The sequence below is a fragment of the Zhongshania sp. genome (genome assembly GCF_029212375.1).
In the GTDB taxonomy this organism is placed as follows: Bacteria; Pseudomonadota; Gammaproteobacteria; order Pseudomonadales; family Spongiibacteraceae; genus Spongiibacter.
On the sequence record NZ_JARGNU010000004.1, the window covers coordinates 238,397 to 255,655 of the forward strand.

At 52.2% G+C, this 17,259-nt stretch carries 13 protein-coding genes and 1 tRNA gene; 10 read left to right on the forward strand and 4 right to left on the reverse strand.

Annotated features, from left to right (window positions below):
• Positions 1-56 precede the first annotated feature (56 nt).
• Entirely contained in the window at positions 57-2,756 is a 2,700-nt protein-coding gene (locus P1U47_RS06720; RefSeq protein WP_301027888.1) for a hypothetical protein, read from the reverse strand.
• 241 nt (positions 2,757-2,997) lie between these two features.
• A complete protein-coding gene (gene gcvP, locus P1U47_RS06725; protein WP_301027890.1) occupies positions 2,998-5,871 on the reverse strand; it encodes an aminomethyl-transferring glycine dehydrogenase in 2,874 nt (957 codons plus the stop codon).
• A 321-nt stretch (positions 5,872-6,192) separates the two neighbouring features.
• Here gcvP and P1U47_RS06730 point away from each other — a divergent pair, with 321 nt between their 5' ends.
• From P1U47_RS06730 to P1U47_RS06745, 4 genes are all read left to right on the forward strand, one after another.
• On the forward strand, positions 6,193-7,338 hold the full coding sequence (locus P1U47_RS06730) for a peptidoglycan-binding domain-containing protein (RefSeq protein ID WP_301027891.1): 1,146 nt from the start codon (positions 6,193-6,195) through the stop codon (positions 7,336-7,338).
• A gap of 67 nt (positions 7,339-7,405) precedes the next feature.
• On the forward strand, positions 7,406-7,987 hold the full coding sequence (locus P1U47_RS06735) for a uracil-DNA glycosylase family protein (protein WP_301027892.1): 582 nt from the start codon (positions 7,406-7,408) through the stop codon (positions 7,985-7,987).
• Positions 7,984-8,586, forward strand: a complete 603-nt coding sequence (locus P1U47_RS06740; RefSeq protein ID WP_301027893.1) for an NUDIX hydrolase — start codon at positions 7,984-7,986, stop codon at positions 8,584-8,586. Before P1U47_RS06735 ends, P1U47_RS06740 begins: the two co-directional genes overlap by 4 nt.
• A 75-nt stretch (positions 8,587-8,661) precedes the next feature.
• On the forward strand, positions 8,662-9,276 hold the full coding sequence (locus P1U47_RS06745; RefSeq protein WP_301027895.1) for a DUF1134 domain-containing protein: 615 nt from the start codon (positions 8,662-8,664) through the stop codon (positions 9,274-9,276).
• 61 nt (positions 9,277-9,337) lie between these two features.
• Here P1U47_RS06745 and P1U47_RS06750 read toward each other — a convergent pair whose 3' ends face one another.
• Together P1U47_RS06750 and greB are read right to left on the reverse strand one after the other, a co-directional pair.
• Complete coding sequence (locus P1U47_RS06750; RefSeq protein WP_301027896.1) at positions 9,338-10,693, reverse strand: alpha/beta hydrolase; 1,356 nt, start codon at positions 10,691-10,693, stop codon at positions 9,338-9,340.
• Positions 10,694-10,777: 84 nt separating this feature from the next.
• On the reverse strand, positions 10,778-11,290 hold the full coding sequence (greB, locus tag P1U47_RS06755) for a transcription elongation factor GreB (RefSeq protein WP_301027897.1): 513 nt from the start codon (positions 11,288-11,290) through the stop codon (positions 10,778-10,780).
• A 72-nt stretch (positions 11,291-11,362) separates the two neighbouring features.
• On the opposite strand from greB, the gene P1U47_RS06760 reads away from it, so the two are divergent.
• The 6 genes from P1U47_RS06760 (at position 11,363) to P1U47_RS06785 (ending at position 17,135) form a co-directional block, all read left to right on the forward strand.
• Positions 11,363-12,211, forward strand: a complete 849-nt coding sequence (locus P1U47_RS06760) for a M23 family metallopeptidase (RefSeq protein ID WP_301027898.1) — start codon at positions 11,363-11,365, stop codon at positions 12,209-12,211.
• A 95-nt stretch (positions 12,212-12,306) separates the two neighbouring features.
• Complete coding sequence (locus tag P1U47_RS06765) at positions 12,307-12,492, forward strand: Trm112 family protein (protein ID WP_301027900.1); 186 nt, start codon at positions 12,307-12,309, stop codon at positions 12,490-12,492.
• Between the two features lie 169 nt (positions 12,493-12,661).
• Positions 12,662-15,283, forward strand: coding sequence for an alanine--tRNA ligase (alaS, locus tag P1U47_RS06770; protein WP_301027902.1), 2,622 nt, complete (start codon positions 12,662-12,664; stop codon positions 15,281-15,283).
• Between the two features lie 134 nt (positions 15,284-15,417).
• Positions 15,418-16,647 (forward strand): aspartate kinase, encoded by a 1,230-nt coding sequence (locus P1U47_RS06775; RefSeq protein ID WP_301027903.1) that lies wholly within the window; start codon positions 15,418-15,420, stop codon positions 16,645-16,647.
• Positions 16,648-16,727: 80 nt separating this feature from the next.
• Complete coding sequence (gene csrA / locus P1U47_RS06780) at positions 16,728-16,910, forward strand: carbon storage regulator CsrA (RefSeq protein ID WP_301027905.1); 183 nt, start codon at positions 16,728-16,730, stop codon at positions 16,908-16,910.
• A gap of 132 nt (positions 16,911-17,042) precedes the next feature.
• Positions 17,043-17,135: transfer RNA gene (locus tag P1U47_RS06785), tRNA-Ser, on the forward strand.
• The last annotated feature ends 124 nt before the right edge of the window (positions 17,136-17,259 follow it).

The window sequence follows — 17,259 nt, forward strand, 5'->3', positions numbered from 1 at the left end:
AGAATAACTACTCAATGGCTAAGCGCGACCCGCAGGCCGCGCTTCTTCCTTTTGTATTACGGTGCCAAATCGCCGAAAAGATTAGTGCATTCATCAAAGGTGATATTGCCAATCTCTGTGAACGCGGCGAGATCAAGGCCGAGGATGCCGCCGAGTAGGCTGCCGACCAATGAGGTAACAGGGTCTAGCAAGCAGGCGTCAACAACATTAACCAGTGTACCAAGGCCAGGTACTGGGTCTGAGCCACCCAATAGCAGGCTAGTCAGTGCGCCAAGGCCCACACCTAAGTCGGGTGCATCTGGGCTGAGCCCCCTGAAATCACCGGTTATTAGCGCTTCTATAATTGCCTCGACGGGGATAATCCCTCCGTCATCATTTTTGATTAGGGTGGCTAACAAGGGGTCGGCTACAAGGCTTACCCCATAGATAACTGGCAGGATAATGCCTGGGGTCTCGAAGCCTATGCCTGGAATTGAACCCAAAGTAAGGACGGGTCCAAGTATTTCACATAGTTCGTTGGAGAAGGTAAACAGTTTGTCGTCAGTAACCGGCAATACAAGTATTGTCGAACCGTCCACCGATTTAGTTGGTGGCACAAGCACATCATCAGTCGTATCGACTTCGGCTTGAACGCACACGGTGCTAAGGCGAAGCAGGCCATTTGCTTTTAAGCGACCTTTATTGTTTTCGTCGAAACTGGCAGCGGCGGTGGCCGGCGTGAGCACGGCGCCACCTGTTGCGTCGGTAATGTCCTGAAGAGGCACCGCGTCAATAACGGCTGTTTGGCAACCTGCGGGGTCTTGATAGTCACCACTCCAGAAGCCTGGTGTAGCTGTGAAGGCGACTTTGCTTTCGTTGGTGACGTGGAGCAGTTTAGACTCAGCGCTATTGGGATCGTCTAGCCACGCTTGGGGCGTGGTTTCGTTGCCGCCGCCGATATCCTCAAACAGTGCGTAGGCTTCGAACTGCTGTCCGCCACGTACAAATTGCTCACCGTCCTCAAGAGTTGTAATTAAGTCATCGCGGCCGACGCAAGCAAATTCGTCGACTTTAAGCGTTTCAGGCTCATTGTCATTGGGGACCATGAACATGCGCAATTCTTTGAACTCGCCGGGATCAACGGCATTAATAATGCGCTGTACACTAAATGGCTCATCACCGCCTGTGTAAGTTAGCGTTAGGTCGAAATCGCCTGCAATTGCGTTTTCTTGCGCGGTGAGGGTGGTGTTTACGGTGTTGTCTGGTACAGGTAGTGCGGTGACGGGATTGCTAAAAGTCCATTTAACTAGCCCGTTGGGGCAGGCTTCAAATGCATCGACGTCTTTGAATTTACAGAGTGCGCGGTATTCAATGCCATCCAAGAAACTATTTATATACAGTGTATCTGGGCCGTTAGTGTCGTTGTTTTGGCCATCAATACGCTCTATTTTTAAACCTTCAACACGGGCGCTAACTAAGTTTAGCTCAAGGGTGTCGGTGAGCTCTGGTACATTGTTACCGAAGTTGCCTTTCACAACACTTTTTAGCGCGCTGCCGCCAAGTGCTTTCAGTTGCTCATACTTTTGGCGGTCTACCGTGGTGGCATAGCCTCCAACCGAGTCTAGTTTGGGCGCGCCGTCTTGGCTGCTGTAAATTAGATCGCCGCTGACGATGCTCCAAACATCACGACTATCGTCGCTGCACTGGAATCGTAGGATAGTTTTTCCAGGGTCATTTTGGTCATTGAAAGTTTTGCGCCCTACCAGCTGTAGACGTTGTTCTGCCGGCACGGATATAGCGGCTGAGTCTAGACCTTTACAACTGTTGATTAAACCTTCATTAAGAATACCATCGTCGTCACAGGCTGCTGGGCCAGGGTTTATTACCGCGCAGATGTCTACTTTTGTGAAAGTGGCTGGTTTTAGGATGACCTTTAGCTCGCGAACGCCATTGCCATCGGGCGTTGCACCATCGCAACCGCCGACTGCTTTATCAACGGCAAATAGGGTCACTTCACGCTCGGTGTTATTGCCGTTGGAGCTAAATGGGTTAATAAAGGTGACGGGTACGGACGCATTTTTGGCCACTGGCTGCTGCTGCGAAACAGTCGCTAAGGTAGTGTTTAGGCTGCAAATGTAAACCGTATCCGTTATGTTCTCTGGTGTTGGTGCATTAGTAAAGTACTGAACTAATTTGTAGTTTTCGACTTTATTTTCACCGGTAAGTGGATCGAGAAGGATTTCTGGTTTACCAACGACTTTTGGAGAGCCATCGGGGATTGGGGGTACAATGGTGAACGACAAGGGGGCGTTACTAGCGGTGTAGGTCTTGCCTGATTGAGTAAAAGTGGCTGTGACAGTAGCATTTATTGTTGCGTCATTAGCGCTCATCTGGACGCGATTCAGAATATCCTGAACTTTGCCATGTCGTCCGGCATTTCTGAATTTTGGGGAGCCGTCATTATTGACATCAAGCTCTGCTTTTTTAGGAGAACCAAGATTCGAGCTTAGCTGCCAATTAACTTGATCAGTTATTACTAGCTCAGGACCAACATTTTTTTCGACGCCGTCGGTGCGAAGGGCGAGCATTCGTACTGAAATCTTACTGTTGCCTGTGCCAGGTAGTGTAGAAATATTATCCACAAACTCCATGCGTAAGGTAGTCGGGTCAATAGTCAGTGGTGGGCGGTCGGGGCTCCGAGTATCGCCTCCACCACCGCAGGCAACGAGCACGCTCGTTACAAGTGCTAACGATATGCTTAGAAGTTTCGTATTCATTTATTCCCCTCCGGGAGAACCCTGCTTAATACACGATTGCGAACGATCAAATTTTAGATCTACGTAGTTTCACGGATGTGGTTGGTAAAAACAACACTATGCGCAGCTAGGTTTTGATGTTAGCGCGAAAAATGTGAAAATTTCTGTGAATCAGTCGTAAATCAGGTGATCAAGTGTGGTGCAGAGAGGGGTTTTAATGAAAAAGACTGGAAAATCCCTCCCTTACGGGAGGGATTTGAAGCTAAAGATAGCTTTCAATTGGTGGGCAGGAGCAGATTAAATTGCGATCACCGAACACATTGTCGATACGGTTTACGGTTGGCCAGTACTTATTGTCACGTAGGCTCGCAACCGGAAATCCAGCCTCTTCTCTTGAGTAAGGGCGATCCCAGTCTGCGGCAATGATATCCGCTAAGGTGTGGGGGGCATTGACCAGCGGATTGTTGTCAGCGGGGAGTTGTCCGCTTTCGACACGGCCTACTTCGCGACGGATATGAATCATGGCGTCGCAGAAGCGATCGAGCTCGCGTTTGGATTCGCTTTCTGTTGGCTCAATCATCAATGTGCCCGGTACAGGGAAGGACATGGTTGGCGCGTGGAAGCCGTAATCCATTAGGCGCTTAGCAATGTCTTCTTCGCTAATGCCAGTGCTTTCCTTTAAGGGGCGCAGGTCAATAATGCACTCGTGGGCGACACGGCCATTGCGGCCGGTGTAAAGCACGGGGTAGTGGTCATTGAGGCGAGTGGCCACGTAGTTGGCGCTCATTATCGCCACTTGCGTTGCTTTCTTTAGGCCCTCGGCGCCCATTAAGGCAATGTATGTCCACGATATTGGCAGTATACCCGCGCTGCCATAGGTGGCGGCAGAAACTGTGTCGTTGGTGATTGCTAGGCCTTCTACCGGAAATACCGGGTGGCTTGGCAGGAACGGCGCAAGATGCGCTTTAACGCCAATCGGGCCCATGCCGGGGCCGCCGCCGCCGTGGGGAATACAGAAGGTTTTGTGCAGGTTTAGGTGCGAAACATCGGCGCCGAACTCGCCGGGCGCAGCCAAGCCGACAAGGGCGTTCATATTGGCGCCATCGACATATACCTGACCGCCGTGCTGGTGGGTGATGTCGCAAATTTCGCGAATGCCTTCTTCAAATACCCCGTGGGTTGAGGGGTAGGTCACCATTAGTGCCGACAGTTGTTCGCTGTGGCGTTCGGCTTTGGCGCGCAGGTCAGCGATATCGACATTGCCTAGCGCGTCGCAGCCAACAATCACCACGCGCATACCCGCCATGGCGGCAGAGGCAGGGTTGGTGCCGTGGGCTGAGCTGGGAATTAAGCAGATGTCGCGATTAAAATCGCCGCGGCTTTCGTGGTAGCGCTTAATGGCGAGCAGGCCGGCGTACTCACCTTGCGAGCCCGCATTGGGCTGCATGGAAAATTTGTCGTAGCCGGTGCAGGCAATCAGCTGCTGCTCGAGTTCGTCGACCAGTTGCAAATAACCGGCAACTTGGCTGCTGGGTGCAAAGGGGTGGATGCGGCCGAACTCCGGCCACGTTACGGGCAGCATTTCGGTGGTGGCATTGAGCTTCATGGTACACGAGCCCAGTGCAATCATGGAATGATTGAGGGCGATGTCCTTGCGCTCAAGACGGTTCATGTAGCGCAGCATTTCGGTTTCGGAGTGGTACTGATTAAACACCGGGTGCGTTAAATAGCTGCTGTGGCGCTGAAGCTCACTTGGGATGCCCGGTAATGCTGAGAGGTCTTCGTCGATTGCGGCTACCGAGGGTAGTGCTTTGTCGCCGGCGAAGACCGCCCACAGTTTTTCAATGTCGGCAGCGGTGGTGGTCTCGTCAAAGCTAATGCCGAGTTCGGTTGCGCCTCGGCGCAAATTAAGCAGTTCGCTTTCAGCCTTGTTTGCTAGCTGGGCAGCATTGTCACCACATTGTACGGTGACGGTGTCGAAGAAACTGGTATTACTGGCAAAGCCGAGTTGCTTGAGGCCTGCGGCAAAAACACCTGTCATGCGGTTGATGCGCAGTGCGATGGTTTTGAGGCCCTCTGGGCCGTGATAAATTGCGTAGAACACCGCCATGATCGCGAGCAGGGCTTGGGATGTACAAATATTGGATGTCGCTTTTTCACGGCGAATATGTTGTTCCCTCGTTTGCATGGCCATGCGCAGGGCTTGGTTGCCGCGACTGTCTACCGATACCCCAATAATGCGGCCCGGAATAGAGCGCTTGTAACTGTCGCTGGTCGCAAAGAAGGCGGCGTGGGGGCCGCCAAAGCCCATGGGCACGCCAAAGCGTTGGGTATTGCCCACCACTATATCGGCGCCTTGCTCGCCGGGTGGCGTCACCAGCAGCAAGCTCATAATGTCGGTGGCGACCACGGTCAGTGCGTCTTGAGTTTTGGCAGTGGCGGTAATGGGCCGTAAATCGCGGATCTCGCCATTGCTGGCGGGGTTTTGAATTAACACGCCAAAACAGGGGGTGCTGGCGAGTTCGCTTTCGGCATCGCCAATATGGATTTCTAAACCCAATGGCAGGGCGCGGGTTTTGAGTACTGCTAGCGTTTGGGGATGGCAGCTGTGGTCTACAAAAAATACATTGCTTTTGTTCTTGCGCACGGCGCGTTTACACATCGCCATGGCTTCGGCGGCGGCGGTGGCTTCGTCCAATAGCGAGGCATTGGCCAATTCGAGGCCGGTCAGGTCGATAATCATTTGCTGGAAGTTCAGCAGTGCTTCAAGGCGGCCTTGAGCAATCTCAGGCTGGTATGGGGTGTAGGCGGTATACCAGCCTGGATTTTCTAATACATTGCGCAGAATCACTGGCGGGGTGATGGTGCCGTAGTAGCCCATGCCAATAAATGAACGTGCAATTTGGTTTTTACTGGCGATCTCGCGCAGGCGATTCAGCGTAGCAGTTTCACTTTGCGGCGGAGGTAGTGGCATGTCGCCGCGCAGAATGGCGGCTGGTACCGTCTGCTGAATTAGTTCGTCTAGTGAACTCACGCCAAGCGTGCTTAGCATGGCGCTGATTTGCTCAGCGTCTGGGCCGATATGACGTCTCAAGAAATCATTGCTTTGAGAGAGGGTGGAGAGCTTGTGGGTCATGCTGAGGGCTGCCTGCGTAGTCGGATTTGCGGCCGCCATTAAACCATAAATGGGCGGAGTTTTCCTTGGCAATTTTCCCTGCATGAGGGGCTTGATCAGCGATGATCGCAGCATATTCATGCCGTTGATTTTAATATTTCCTTTCGAAATTTAAGCCTGCGCTTTACTGCCGCCAGCGTATTACAGGTCATTCGTTTTTGATTTTATTTACACCATCTGGGGGTGGTGTGTCGCAAGGTGGCTAAATTGCTGAAATTAGTACTAACGAAAGCATTTGCGGCCTCGAATCCCTTAGTTGAAGCGTTATAAGATGGTGGCTTATTGCTTAATAGGTGGGGCTGGGTGGTGTTGGTAGAACTGAAAGGGAAGCTTGGGGCGGGTAAAAAGCTCACGGTAATTGGGCTGGGCGTTTTAATCAGCGCGTGTACGCCAGTATCGACACCATATACAGCGCAAATACCCCCGGAGTACACCGCTAAAGAGGGGCGCATTTCCTCGCTGGAATCGGCCTTGGCCGATGCGATGATTGAAATTGAGAAAATGAAAGCGCGCACGGTTAGCAGTGGCGATGAATTACCGGCGATTCCGCCAAATGCTGAAACCGGCCGCTGCTACGCCCGCATGCTACTGCCGCCCGCCTATGTGGACCGAGTCGAAACACGCATGGTTAAAGAGGCTAGCGAGCGTTTAGAGACCGTGCCCGCCAGTTTTGAATGGTTTGACGAGAAGGTGTTAGTGAGCGAGGCGCATGTGCGCTTAACCGTGGTGCCCGCTACCTATAAATGGTTAGAGGAGCGCACCGAAGTACTGCCCGCACGGAGTGAGCAAGTGCTGATTAAGCCCGCCGAGTACAAAACCGTAATGGAAGATGTGATAGTGACTCCCGAGGAATTGGTGTGGCAAGCCGGTCGCGGTGAAGTGGAAAAAATAGATGAAGAGAGCGGCGAGATAGTTCATCAGCGCCGGATTCCCGCAACGTATAAGCAAATCAGCAAGCAGGTTTTGGTTGCGCCAGCTGAATATCGAAAAGAAGTGACGCCGCCGGTATATGAAGCTTTGCGCAAGCGGGTAGTGGACGTTCCCGAGCACACCATAGAAGTTATGGTGCCTGCGCAGTATAAAACCGTAAAAGTTCAGCGCGAGACAGCCCCCGCTCGCGAGCTGCGCCATCCGATAGCGCCGGTTTATAAACGTTTTAGCTACCGCGAAAAGGTGGCTGACGCACGTTTGGATTGGCGGATGATTCCCTGTGAACGCGAACTTAGCAAAGAACTGGTTTACAGCGTACAGCGAGCATTGCGCGCCAAGGGTTACGATACTGGCGGAGTGGATGGCGTGTTGGGCAAATACACCTTGGCCGCGATTCACGATTACCAAAAGTCTCAGGGCTTAGCAACGGGGCGCTTATCGGTAGAAGTTATTGAAGCCTTGGGAATACGCTTGTTAGCGGAGCACGAGACTTTTTAAGCGCGCTGGCTAATAAAATTATCCAGTGCGGCTTGCCGATGTGATTTTATGCGGCGCACAATAGTGCATGGAATCCCTCTTAACGTTACTCACCGATATTCGAGCGTGTACGGCCTGCGCTGAGCAGTTGCCACTCGGGCCGCGACCCGTGGTGGTGGCGGACACTGCCGCAAAAATTCTGATTATTGGCCAAGCACCAGGCACTCGGGTGCATCAAACCGGTATTCCTTGGAATGACCCCTCGGGTGACCGCTTGCGTCAGTGGTTGGCCATTGACCGCGAACAATTTTATGCCGACTCCAGGTTAGCCATTATGCCAATGGGCTTTTGCTATCCAGGTAAGGGCGCGTCGGGTGATTTGCCGCCGCGCAAGGAGTGCGCGCCGCTGTGGCATGGGCGCTTATTGGCGCATATGCCAAATGTGGAGCTGGTGTTACTGATTGGTCAGTACGCTCAAGGCTATTATTTGCGCGATGCTTTCAAAACGCTGACCGAGCGTGTTCAGCAGCACCCGCTACACGATCTTTATTTTCCTCTGCCTCACCCCTCGCCACGCAATCAACTGTGGCTAAAACGCAATCCGTGGTTTGATACTGACGTGCTGCCCCGTTTACAAACGCGGGTGCGGACGCTTCTGGAGCTTAAATGAATAAAAAACTGGGGCCGTGGCAGCAGCTTAGTTGCCGCCAAGTGTACGAGAATCCGTGGCTGCGTTTAGAGCACCACGAGGTGAAAACGCCAGCCAATACCGACGGTATTTACGGCAAAATTTGCTTTAAGAGTATTGCCGTTGGCGTTGTGCCTATAGATGACGAGGGCTATACCTACCTAGTACGGCAGTACCGCTACCCATTAGAGGAATACAGTTGGGAAATTCCAGAGGGTGGTTGCCCGTTAAACACAGAGCCCGTCGACACCGCGCGCCGAGAGCTGCAAGAAGAAACGGGGCTATTGGCAAGACATTGGTTTAAATTGCAGGATTTACACACGTCAAACTCGGTGACCGATGAGCGCGCGGTGGTTTTTATTGCGGCAGGCTTGAGTCAAGGTCGGCAAGCCTTAGAAGCCACTGAAGATATCGTGGTGGAGCGGGTATTGCTTGCCGACGCCGTAGCCATGGCGCTGGATGGTCGGATAAGCGACGGAATTAGCGTTGCTGCGCTGCTAAAAGTTCATATTATGCTGTCGCGATTTAACGGGAATTTGGCAGATTATATGGCTTCTATGCCGGTGATTATTACGCCTTAGTCTAAAAGGTAGGGCCCAAATTGAGATAAATGTGTTATACCTGTATTTTTCAGAAAGTTGTAATAGGAGTTAAAAATGAATAAAAGCAAAGTGGGTGTGCAGACTAAAGTGCGCGCGTTTTTTCTCGCTGCATGCGCGGTGCTGCTTGCGGGCGCGCCCGCAGTATTTGCAGAAACCGCTGACGCCAGTGTTAGCAGTAGCGAGAAAACTGGCTTTACCAAAGAGCAAGTTTTGGCCAAGGCCGACGGCTTTTTTGGTGAAACCACCGAAGGTTTGGCCAAGGCCATTGAAAAGCTGTTTGAAGAGCAGGGCAGCCCCAATGCGATTATTGCCGGTGAAGAGGTGTCTGCAGCGCTCAGCATTGGTGTGCGCTATGGCCAAGGCGAAGTTGAGCTAGCAGGTCAAGCGCCAGAAGCTATTTTTTGGCAGGGGCCATCTGTTGGTTTTGATGTGGGCGCGAATGTTGCCAAAGTGTTTACGCTTGTTTATCACTTAAAGTCGACTGATGACCTGATGCAGCGTTTCCCCGGTGTGGATGGTAGCTTCTACGTTGTTGCTGGTGTTGGTGTGAATTACCAGCAGAGCGGTGAGATGATATTGGCACCGATCAGAACTGGTGTAGGTTTGCGTGCGGGCGCTAGCGTCGGTTATGTGCACTACACGCGCAAAAAATCTTGGCTGCCGTTCTAAGCTAAGTCAATTCAAGCCAAGTGACCGGAGGCGCCCGCTGGGCAAGCCTCCGGTTTATATTTTATGGCTGGGTTTCTAAATCTGGGCTACTTTCTTCTGCCTCCACTGCTTCTCTGGTAAGTGTGTCCTTAGCGTCATTTTCAGTGTCGAGCTCATTAGTCGGCTGCTGGTCTGTCGAGTCTTTAGCGGCCTGCAGGTGGCGGCGATACAGCTCATCTAGATACACGCAAAGGTGGTTAACCACAATTTGGGTGCGCAGTGATATGCCAATCTCAAAGGCGTGTTGGGCGTCTGGCAGTTCGGCATAGGCCACGGCTTGGGTCGATACATTCTGCAACGCTTGGTAAAGCACCCGCGATTCCGCAACTGGCACCAAGGTGTCGGCTTCGCCATGAATAATCAGAAACGGCGGGGCATCTTTGTGCACCCAATACAAGGGTGAAGCCTGTCGCCACAGTTCGGGAGATTCAGCGCGAGTTTTCTTTAAGACCTTGGCCGACACCCACTGGCTAAGAGCTTCGCTGCTGCGCTGGTTTTGGCTGTTAAGAAAATCGTATACGCCGTAGAAGGGCACGCAGCCCTGCACTGTGGTGTCGACGTCTTCAAAGCCGGGTTGAAACTCTGGCGCATTGGCGCTGAGTGCTAATAAGGTTGAGAGATGACCGCCAGCGGAGCCGCCGGTGGCAACCACGAAGTCGGGATTGCCGCCGTACTCGGCAATATGTTCTTTAATCCAGCTCAGGCCGCGCTTGCAGTCGATAATATGCTCTGGAAAGGTTGAGCCAGGGCTGAGGCGATATTCTACCGCCACACAAACCCAGCCATTGGCGGCCATGTGATTCATTAGCGGCAGGGCTTGCTCGTTTTTGCTGCCACATTTTTCTAGCCAAGCACCGCCGTGCATTTGGTAGAGCACGGGCGCATTGGCGGGCAGATCTTTGCGGTGATAAATATCAAGGCGCAGGCTGCGGGTATTTATTGTGCAGTATTCAATGTTTTTGTGGCGGCTAACATTGGGCAGCTGGTAGGCAAAGGGTTTAAGCAAGCGCTGAAAATCCGGTGTCATTTGCAGCGAGTCGGCGGTATCTAAGGCTTGTTCGGGGCTGAGGCCCAAGCCGTAGCGAACCGCTTGCGCCATGATGGGGTCGGCGCGTTGGGCGCGGAAGTAGAACACGCCAATGGCCACCCAGCTGCACAGAGCAATGGCGAGGCCGAGCGCGTCGCCGAAGCCACTGAGTTCGCCAAATAAAATAATGAGCAGCGTCAGGCCCACTTCGAGGGCAATAATATGAATGCCAAATTCGCCGGTTAACACACCAAAAATAAAACTCGTCACCCCCAGTAGCTCGGGGCGGGATTTATAGGGGTGGTAGACATTCCATGCTGTCCAGGCCCAGAGTAGTGAAAGTAAAAACATAGGGTATCTCTCCGTAAAGGTTGTCAGCATCATAGGCTAAGCGTGTGACGATCTCTAGAAAACCGAGTGCCAGCTTAGCGGGCATTAATCTACAGCGCTGCTGCCATAGCGAATCGCGGTGACGTAATACACGGTTTCTCCCTTGGGAGTAGTCACCTTAACTTCATCCTCTAATAATTTTCCGAGCATGGCCCTAGCCAGTGGCGAATCCATTGATAATTTATTTTGGCTTAGGTCGAACTCATCTGGTCCAACAATTCGGTATTCATACTCGCTGCCGTCGTCATCTTCAAGGGTTACCCACGCGCCGAAGAAGACTTTGTTCTGATTGGCGGGAATATCGTTAACCACGGTGAGTTCTTCGAGGCGTTTTGTTAGAAACCGAACGCGGCTGTCGATTTCACGCAGGCGGCGCTTGCCGTAAATATAATCGCCGTTTTCAGAACGGTCGCCATTTTTTGCTGCCTCATGAACACTGGCAGTCACTTTGGGGCGTTCAACTTTCCACAATTCGCGAACTTCTTCGCGCAAACGGCGCTCACCTTCTGGGGTGATATAGCAGGAACCTTTGGCGCGAGGTGGGCGGTAACGTGACATACTAGGCTACTGTTTTTGAGAATTATAAGGCGCTATGGTAGCGCAGCGAACACCGACAGAGGATAGCTAGAAATGAATAAATGTGTGGCCATATGGCGGCGGGTATTTTCCGTTGCGCTGAGTCTGGGCTTTGGTTTGAGCTTAAGCCTAGCGGTTCATGCCGAGGTTGCCCTGCACGGCGAGTTAAAACAGGGCGGTTTGCTGTGGGGCACACTGGCCGCTGGTAGCTCGGCTAAGCTCAACGGCACTGCGCTTGAGGTTGCGGATAACGGTGTTTTTGTTTTTGGTTTTGACCGCGACGCCAAACCAACAGCTACGCTAGAAATTTGCAGCGCCGCAGCTACCTGCCAACAGCAAGTTTTAAACATCGCTCAGCGGCAATACGATATTCAGCGGATAACGGGCGTGCCGCAGCAAACGGTTACTCCGCCAGCGTCGGTATTAGAGCGTATTCGTAAAGAGGCCACCTTGGTTGCCAATGCGCGACAGAAGCATTTTTCTCGCCACGATTTCACACAGACGTTTAAATGGCCGGTACTGGGCCCCATTACGGGTGTATTCGGTTCTCAGCGTGTCTATAATGGCAGCCCTGGGCGCCCCCACTATGGTTTAGATATTGCTGCGCCCACCGGCACAACAGTAACTGCGCCTATTGATGGTGTTGTGACCCTCGCGTATCCGGACATGTTTTATTCCGGCGGCACCTTAATCATTGATCATGGTATGGGGGTTTCATCGACCTTTATTCATTTGAGCCAGGTGCTGGTGACGGCTGGCCAAGAAATTAAGCAGGGCGATGTTATTGCTGAAGTTGGCGCCACTGGGCGGGCAACTGGGCCGCATTTGGATTGGCGAATGAATTGGGCCGGACAGCGTTTGGATCCAGCGCTGGTGATCGGGCCAATGCCAGCAAAAGAGTAAGTATTACTTTAGATTAGTGTCAGCTAAATAGAATGCGCTGGCGACAGGGCTTGCATTGCTTGCTAATAGAATTTGAATTGAGAGTGCGGTAAACAATGATTGATAAGAAACTGCTAGAAATTCTGGTGTGCCCAGTGAGCAAGGCGCCGCTGGACTACGATCAACAGCGCAATGAATTGGTGTGCAAGGCCAGCGGTTTAGCCTACCCGATTCGCGATGGCATCCCCGTGATGCTCGAGTCGGAAGCGCGAGTGCTGACAACCGATGAGAAACTCGGCTAAAAAGCCGCGTTAATCCCTGATATTGGGGTGTATCTGGCCTTATTCGGCAGGATACACCTTTCCCTATTTTCGTTATACTTGCCGTTTTTTCGCCGCCTATTGCCTTGCCTATCGCAAAGGCATTGTTGGCGGCTTAGGCCGTTGTTGCCCACGGAGTGAGATAATTCCCATGAAAAGCGCCGCCATTCGCGAAGCCTTTATTCGTTATTTTGAAAGCAAGGCTCACACCCAAGTGGCCAGCAGTTCGCTGGTGCCGGGGAATGACCCCACCCTGTTATTTACCAATGCCGGTATGGTGCAGTTTAAAGACGCCTTTCTGGGCAGGGAAAAGCGGGGCTATGTTCGCGCGGTGAGTTCGCAGCGCTGTGTGCGCGCGGGCGGCAAACACAATGACCTAGAAAACGTCGGTTACACCGCTCGCCACCATACTTTTTTTGAAATGCTGGGCAACTTTAGTTTTGGCGATTACTTTAAACACGACGCCATTAAATTTGCTTGGGAGTTTTTAACCTCGCCCGAGTGGATGGGCATTCCCACCGAAAAGCTCTGGGTAACGGTTTACGCCGACGACGACGAAGCCTACCAAATCTGGAATGAGCAGATGGGTGTGCCTGCCGAGCGTATGGTGCGCATTGGCGACAACAAGGGCGGTAAATACGCCTCTGACAACTTCTGGTCGATGGGCGACACCGGCCCCTGCGGCCCCTGCACCGAGATTTTTTACGACCACGGCGCCGACGTAGCGGGTGGCCCGCCGGGCAGCCCCGACGAAGACGGCGACCGCTATATTGAAATTTGGAACAACGTGTTCATGCAGTTTAACCGCGACGCCGATGGCACGATGACGCCGTTGCCTGCGCCCTCGGTGGATACCGGCATGGGCCTGGAGCGTATTTCTGCGGTGATGCAGGGCGTGCACAGCAATTACGAAATTGATTTGTTCCAAAACCTCATAAAAGCCACCGCCGCAGTGCTTAATGTGAGCGATATTGAGCACACTTCGCTGCGGGTGATTGCCGATCATATTCGCTCGTGCGCCTTCTTGGTCTCTGATGGCGTTATTCCTTCCAATGAAGGTCGGGGCTATGTATTGCGGCGGATTATTCGCCGCGCTGCCCGCCATGGTAATAAATTGGGCGCCGAGAAAGCGTTTTTCCACAAGTTGGTGGCACCATTGGCGCTGGAAATGGGTGAGGCTTATCCAGAGCTAGTGACTCGCCAAGCGCAAATTGAAAAGGTATTGCTGCAGGAAGAAGAGCAGTTTGCCAAAACCCTCGATCAGGGCATGAAGATTCTAGAGCTGGATCTGCAGGGATTAAGCGGCAAGCAGATTCCTGGCGACACCGTATTCCGTCTCTACGACACCTATGGCTTTCCAGTTGACCTCACCGCCGACATCGCCCGCGAGCAGGGTTTGAGTTTGGACATGGACGGCTTTGAGCAGGCCATGAACGCGCAGCGTGAGCGCGCCCGCTCGGCCTCTAACTTTAAAGTCGATTTGAGCTCAGAGCTAAATATTGACGGCGAAACGGCATTTTGTGGCTATCAAAGCCTAGTTGAAGAGGGCGCAGTTGTTGCCTTGCTGCAAGATGGTCAGCGGGTAACGTCCTTAAAAGAAGGTGACGCTGGCGTCATTATTCTAGATCAAACCCCGTTTTACGGGGAGTCTGGTGGTCAGGCCGGCGATGCCGGTGTACTTAGCGCCAACGGTGTGCGTTTTGAAGTGCGCGACACCCATAAATCGGCTGGTCATCACCTGCATCACGGCGTGCTGGTTAGCGGCGCTATCAAAGAAGGCGATCGCCTGCAGGCCGAAGTCGACAATAATATTCGCCAAGCAACAGCTTTGAATCACTCGGCAACCCATTTATTGCACGCGGCATTGCGTCAGGTTTTGGGTGAGCACGTTGGTCAGAAGGGCTCATTGGTTGATGCCCAGCGCCTGCGTTTTGACTTCTCGCACTTTGAAGGCGTGAGCAAAGAACAGCTCGCCGAAATTGAAGCCTTAGTAAATCAGCAAATTCGTCAGAACAGTGCTGTGCAGACCGAAATTATGGATATGGATGGCGCGGCCAAGCGTGGCGCCATGATGCTATTTGGCGAGAAATACGGCGACGAAGTTCGGGTGCTCAGCATGGGCGGCGACTTCTCTATAGAACTTTGTGGCGGCACCCACGTGCAGCGCACCGGCGATATTGGCCTGATGCGTATTGTGGCGGAATCGGGCATTGCGGCCGGCGTACGCCGCATCGAGGCGGTGACTGGCGCCACGGCGCTAGCCGTCTTCGAGCAAGCAGAAAGTGAATTGGGCCAATTGGCAGGTTTGCTTAAAACCGGCCGTGACAAACTTGGTGACAAAATTCAGCAACTGCTCACTCAGCAAAAACAGCTCGAAAAAGAACTGTCGGCGCTGAAGGGTAAATTGGCAAGCTTGACGGGTGACGATTTACTGACTCAGTGCGAAGAAATTGCCGGCATTAAAGTTTTGGTGACCAAGCTCGACGGCGCCGATGCCAAAACATTGCGCGACACCTTAGATCAGCTAAAAAATAAACTCGGTTCCGGGGTGATTCTGCTGGCCGCAGATGACGGCGGCAAAGTGGCACTGGCAGCGGGGGTGACCAAAGACCTCACTGGCCGTTTTAAGGCCGGAGAAATAATGAAACTTGCCGCCGAAGCCGTGGGTGGCAAGGGTGGTGGTCGTCCAGATATGGCGCAGGGCGGCGGTGTTGATGTGGCGGCTATTCCGGCGGCTTTGCAGGCGGTGCGCGACTACTGTGCAGCCAAATAAGACCTTAGCTTGATCCATCTGGGTGCAAATACTACGTAAATCACGTATAGCGGCCTGTGGGTCATTTCCTTTAAATTTGATCTGGTGTTTAATGAGCGCCCTCTGAAATGGGCGTTTATTAGCAGAAGCGAATCATGAGTCTAATAGTTCAAAAGTTTGGCGGTACCTCGGTAGGAACTGTTGATCGAATTAAAGCGGTAGCCAAAAAGGTTGCAGCTTTTCGGGAACAGGGCCACGACATCATCGTAGTTGTGTCGGCAATGAGCGGAGAAACCAACCGCTTGATCGACATGGCCAAGGCAATGCAGGCAGAGCCTACACCGCGCGAGTTAGACGTATTAGTGTCTACCGGTGAGCAGGTAACAATCTCTCTGCTGTGTATGGCCTTGCATGACCTAGGGCAGGGTGCGAAATCGTACACTGGTACTCAGGTTCGAATATTGACCGATGAAGCGCATACCAAGGCGCGAATTCGGGATATTGATGATGCCAAGATCCGCAGCGATCTCGCTGCGGGCAATGTGGTTGTGGTGGCAGGTTTTCAGGGCGTTGATGAAAACGGCAATATCACTACCTTGGGGCGCGGTGGTTCAGATACCACTGGGGTGGCTTTGGCGGCAGCGCTAAAGGCCGATGAATGCCAAATTTATACTGATGTGGATGGGGTCTATACCACCGATCCGAGGGTGGTGAGTAATGCCCGCCGCTTGAACCGCATTACTTTTGAAGAAATGCTGGAAATGGCCAGCTTGGGTTCTAAAGTATTGCAGATCCGCTCAGTAGAGTTTGCTGGTAAGTACAACGTGCCATTGCGGGTGTTGCATGCTTTCCAAGATGGACCAGGGACATTGATTAGCTTAGAGGAAAACTCGGATATGGAAAACCCGGCAATTTCGGGCATCGCTTTCACCCGTGATGAAGCGAAGATTACTGTATTAGGCGTGCCGGATACTCCAGGTTTGGCTTACCAAATCTTAGGTCCAGTAAGCGATGCAAATATTGAAGTCGACGTAATCGTACAAAACGTCGCCGAAGACAATACCACTGACCTCACTTTTACGGTCAGTAGAGGAGATATGGCAAAGACTGAAGCCATTGTGCGTAATCTGGTGAAACAAACAGGTGCGCGAGAAGTCAAAACGGATGACAAGATTGCCAAGGTGTCGCTGGTTGGCGTGGGAATGCGTTCTCATGCGGGTATAGCCAGCAAAATGTTCAAAACTCTGGCAGAGGAGTCTATTAATATTCAGCTGATCACAACATCGGAGATCAAGATTTCGGTGGTTATTGATGAGAAGTATTTGGAACTAGCCGTTCGCTCGCTGCATGCAGCCTTTGAACTGGATTCGGAGCCTAGTATTTAAATCTAAAACGCTATTTGCGCTGTGCTGCACAGGGATTCGCACCAGGGTTTAGCGTTGGGCTCTTACAAGGAGATGCCATAATGTTAATTTTAACTCGTCGTATTGGTGAGACCTTGATGGTTGGTGATGAAGTCACAGTGACTGTTTTAGGTGTAAAGGGAAATCAGGTTCGTTTAGGTGTTAATGCGCCGAAAGATATAGCGGTACATCGTGAAGAAATTTACGAGCGTATTCAAAATGAAAACAATGGGAACAAGGAATAAAGCGAAAAAAGCCTTATAGGTCTTTGCTTTATTTCTGAGTGTGGTATCATGCCGCCCGATTCGTTGAACAGCGCTATGTGCTGATTAACGCTCTACTTTTTCAAGCCTAGCTTGTTTAAGTGGAAAATTTCCGGAGAGGTGGCCGAGTGGCTGAAGGCGCTCCCCTGCTAAGGGAGTATGGGGTTTATAGCCTCATCGAGGGTTCGAACCCCTCCCTCTCCGCCATTATTGAAAAAACCTGCTGATTTAGCAGGTTTTTTTTTCGTCTGCAGTTTTTGTGTGGGCTCTACCCCGTTAACGATAGGATGGTCTCCTCCTCGCTCCAATCTGCATAGTGATGTGCGAATAT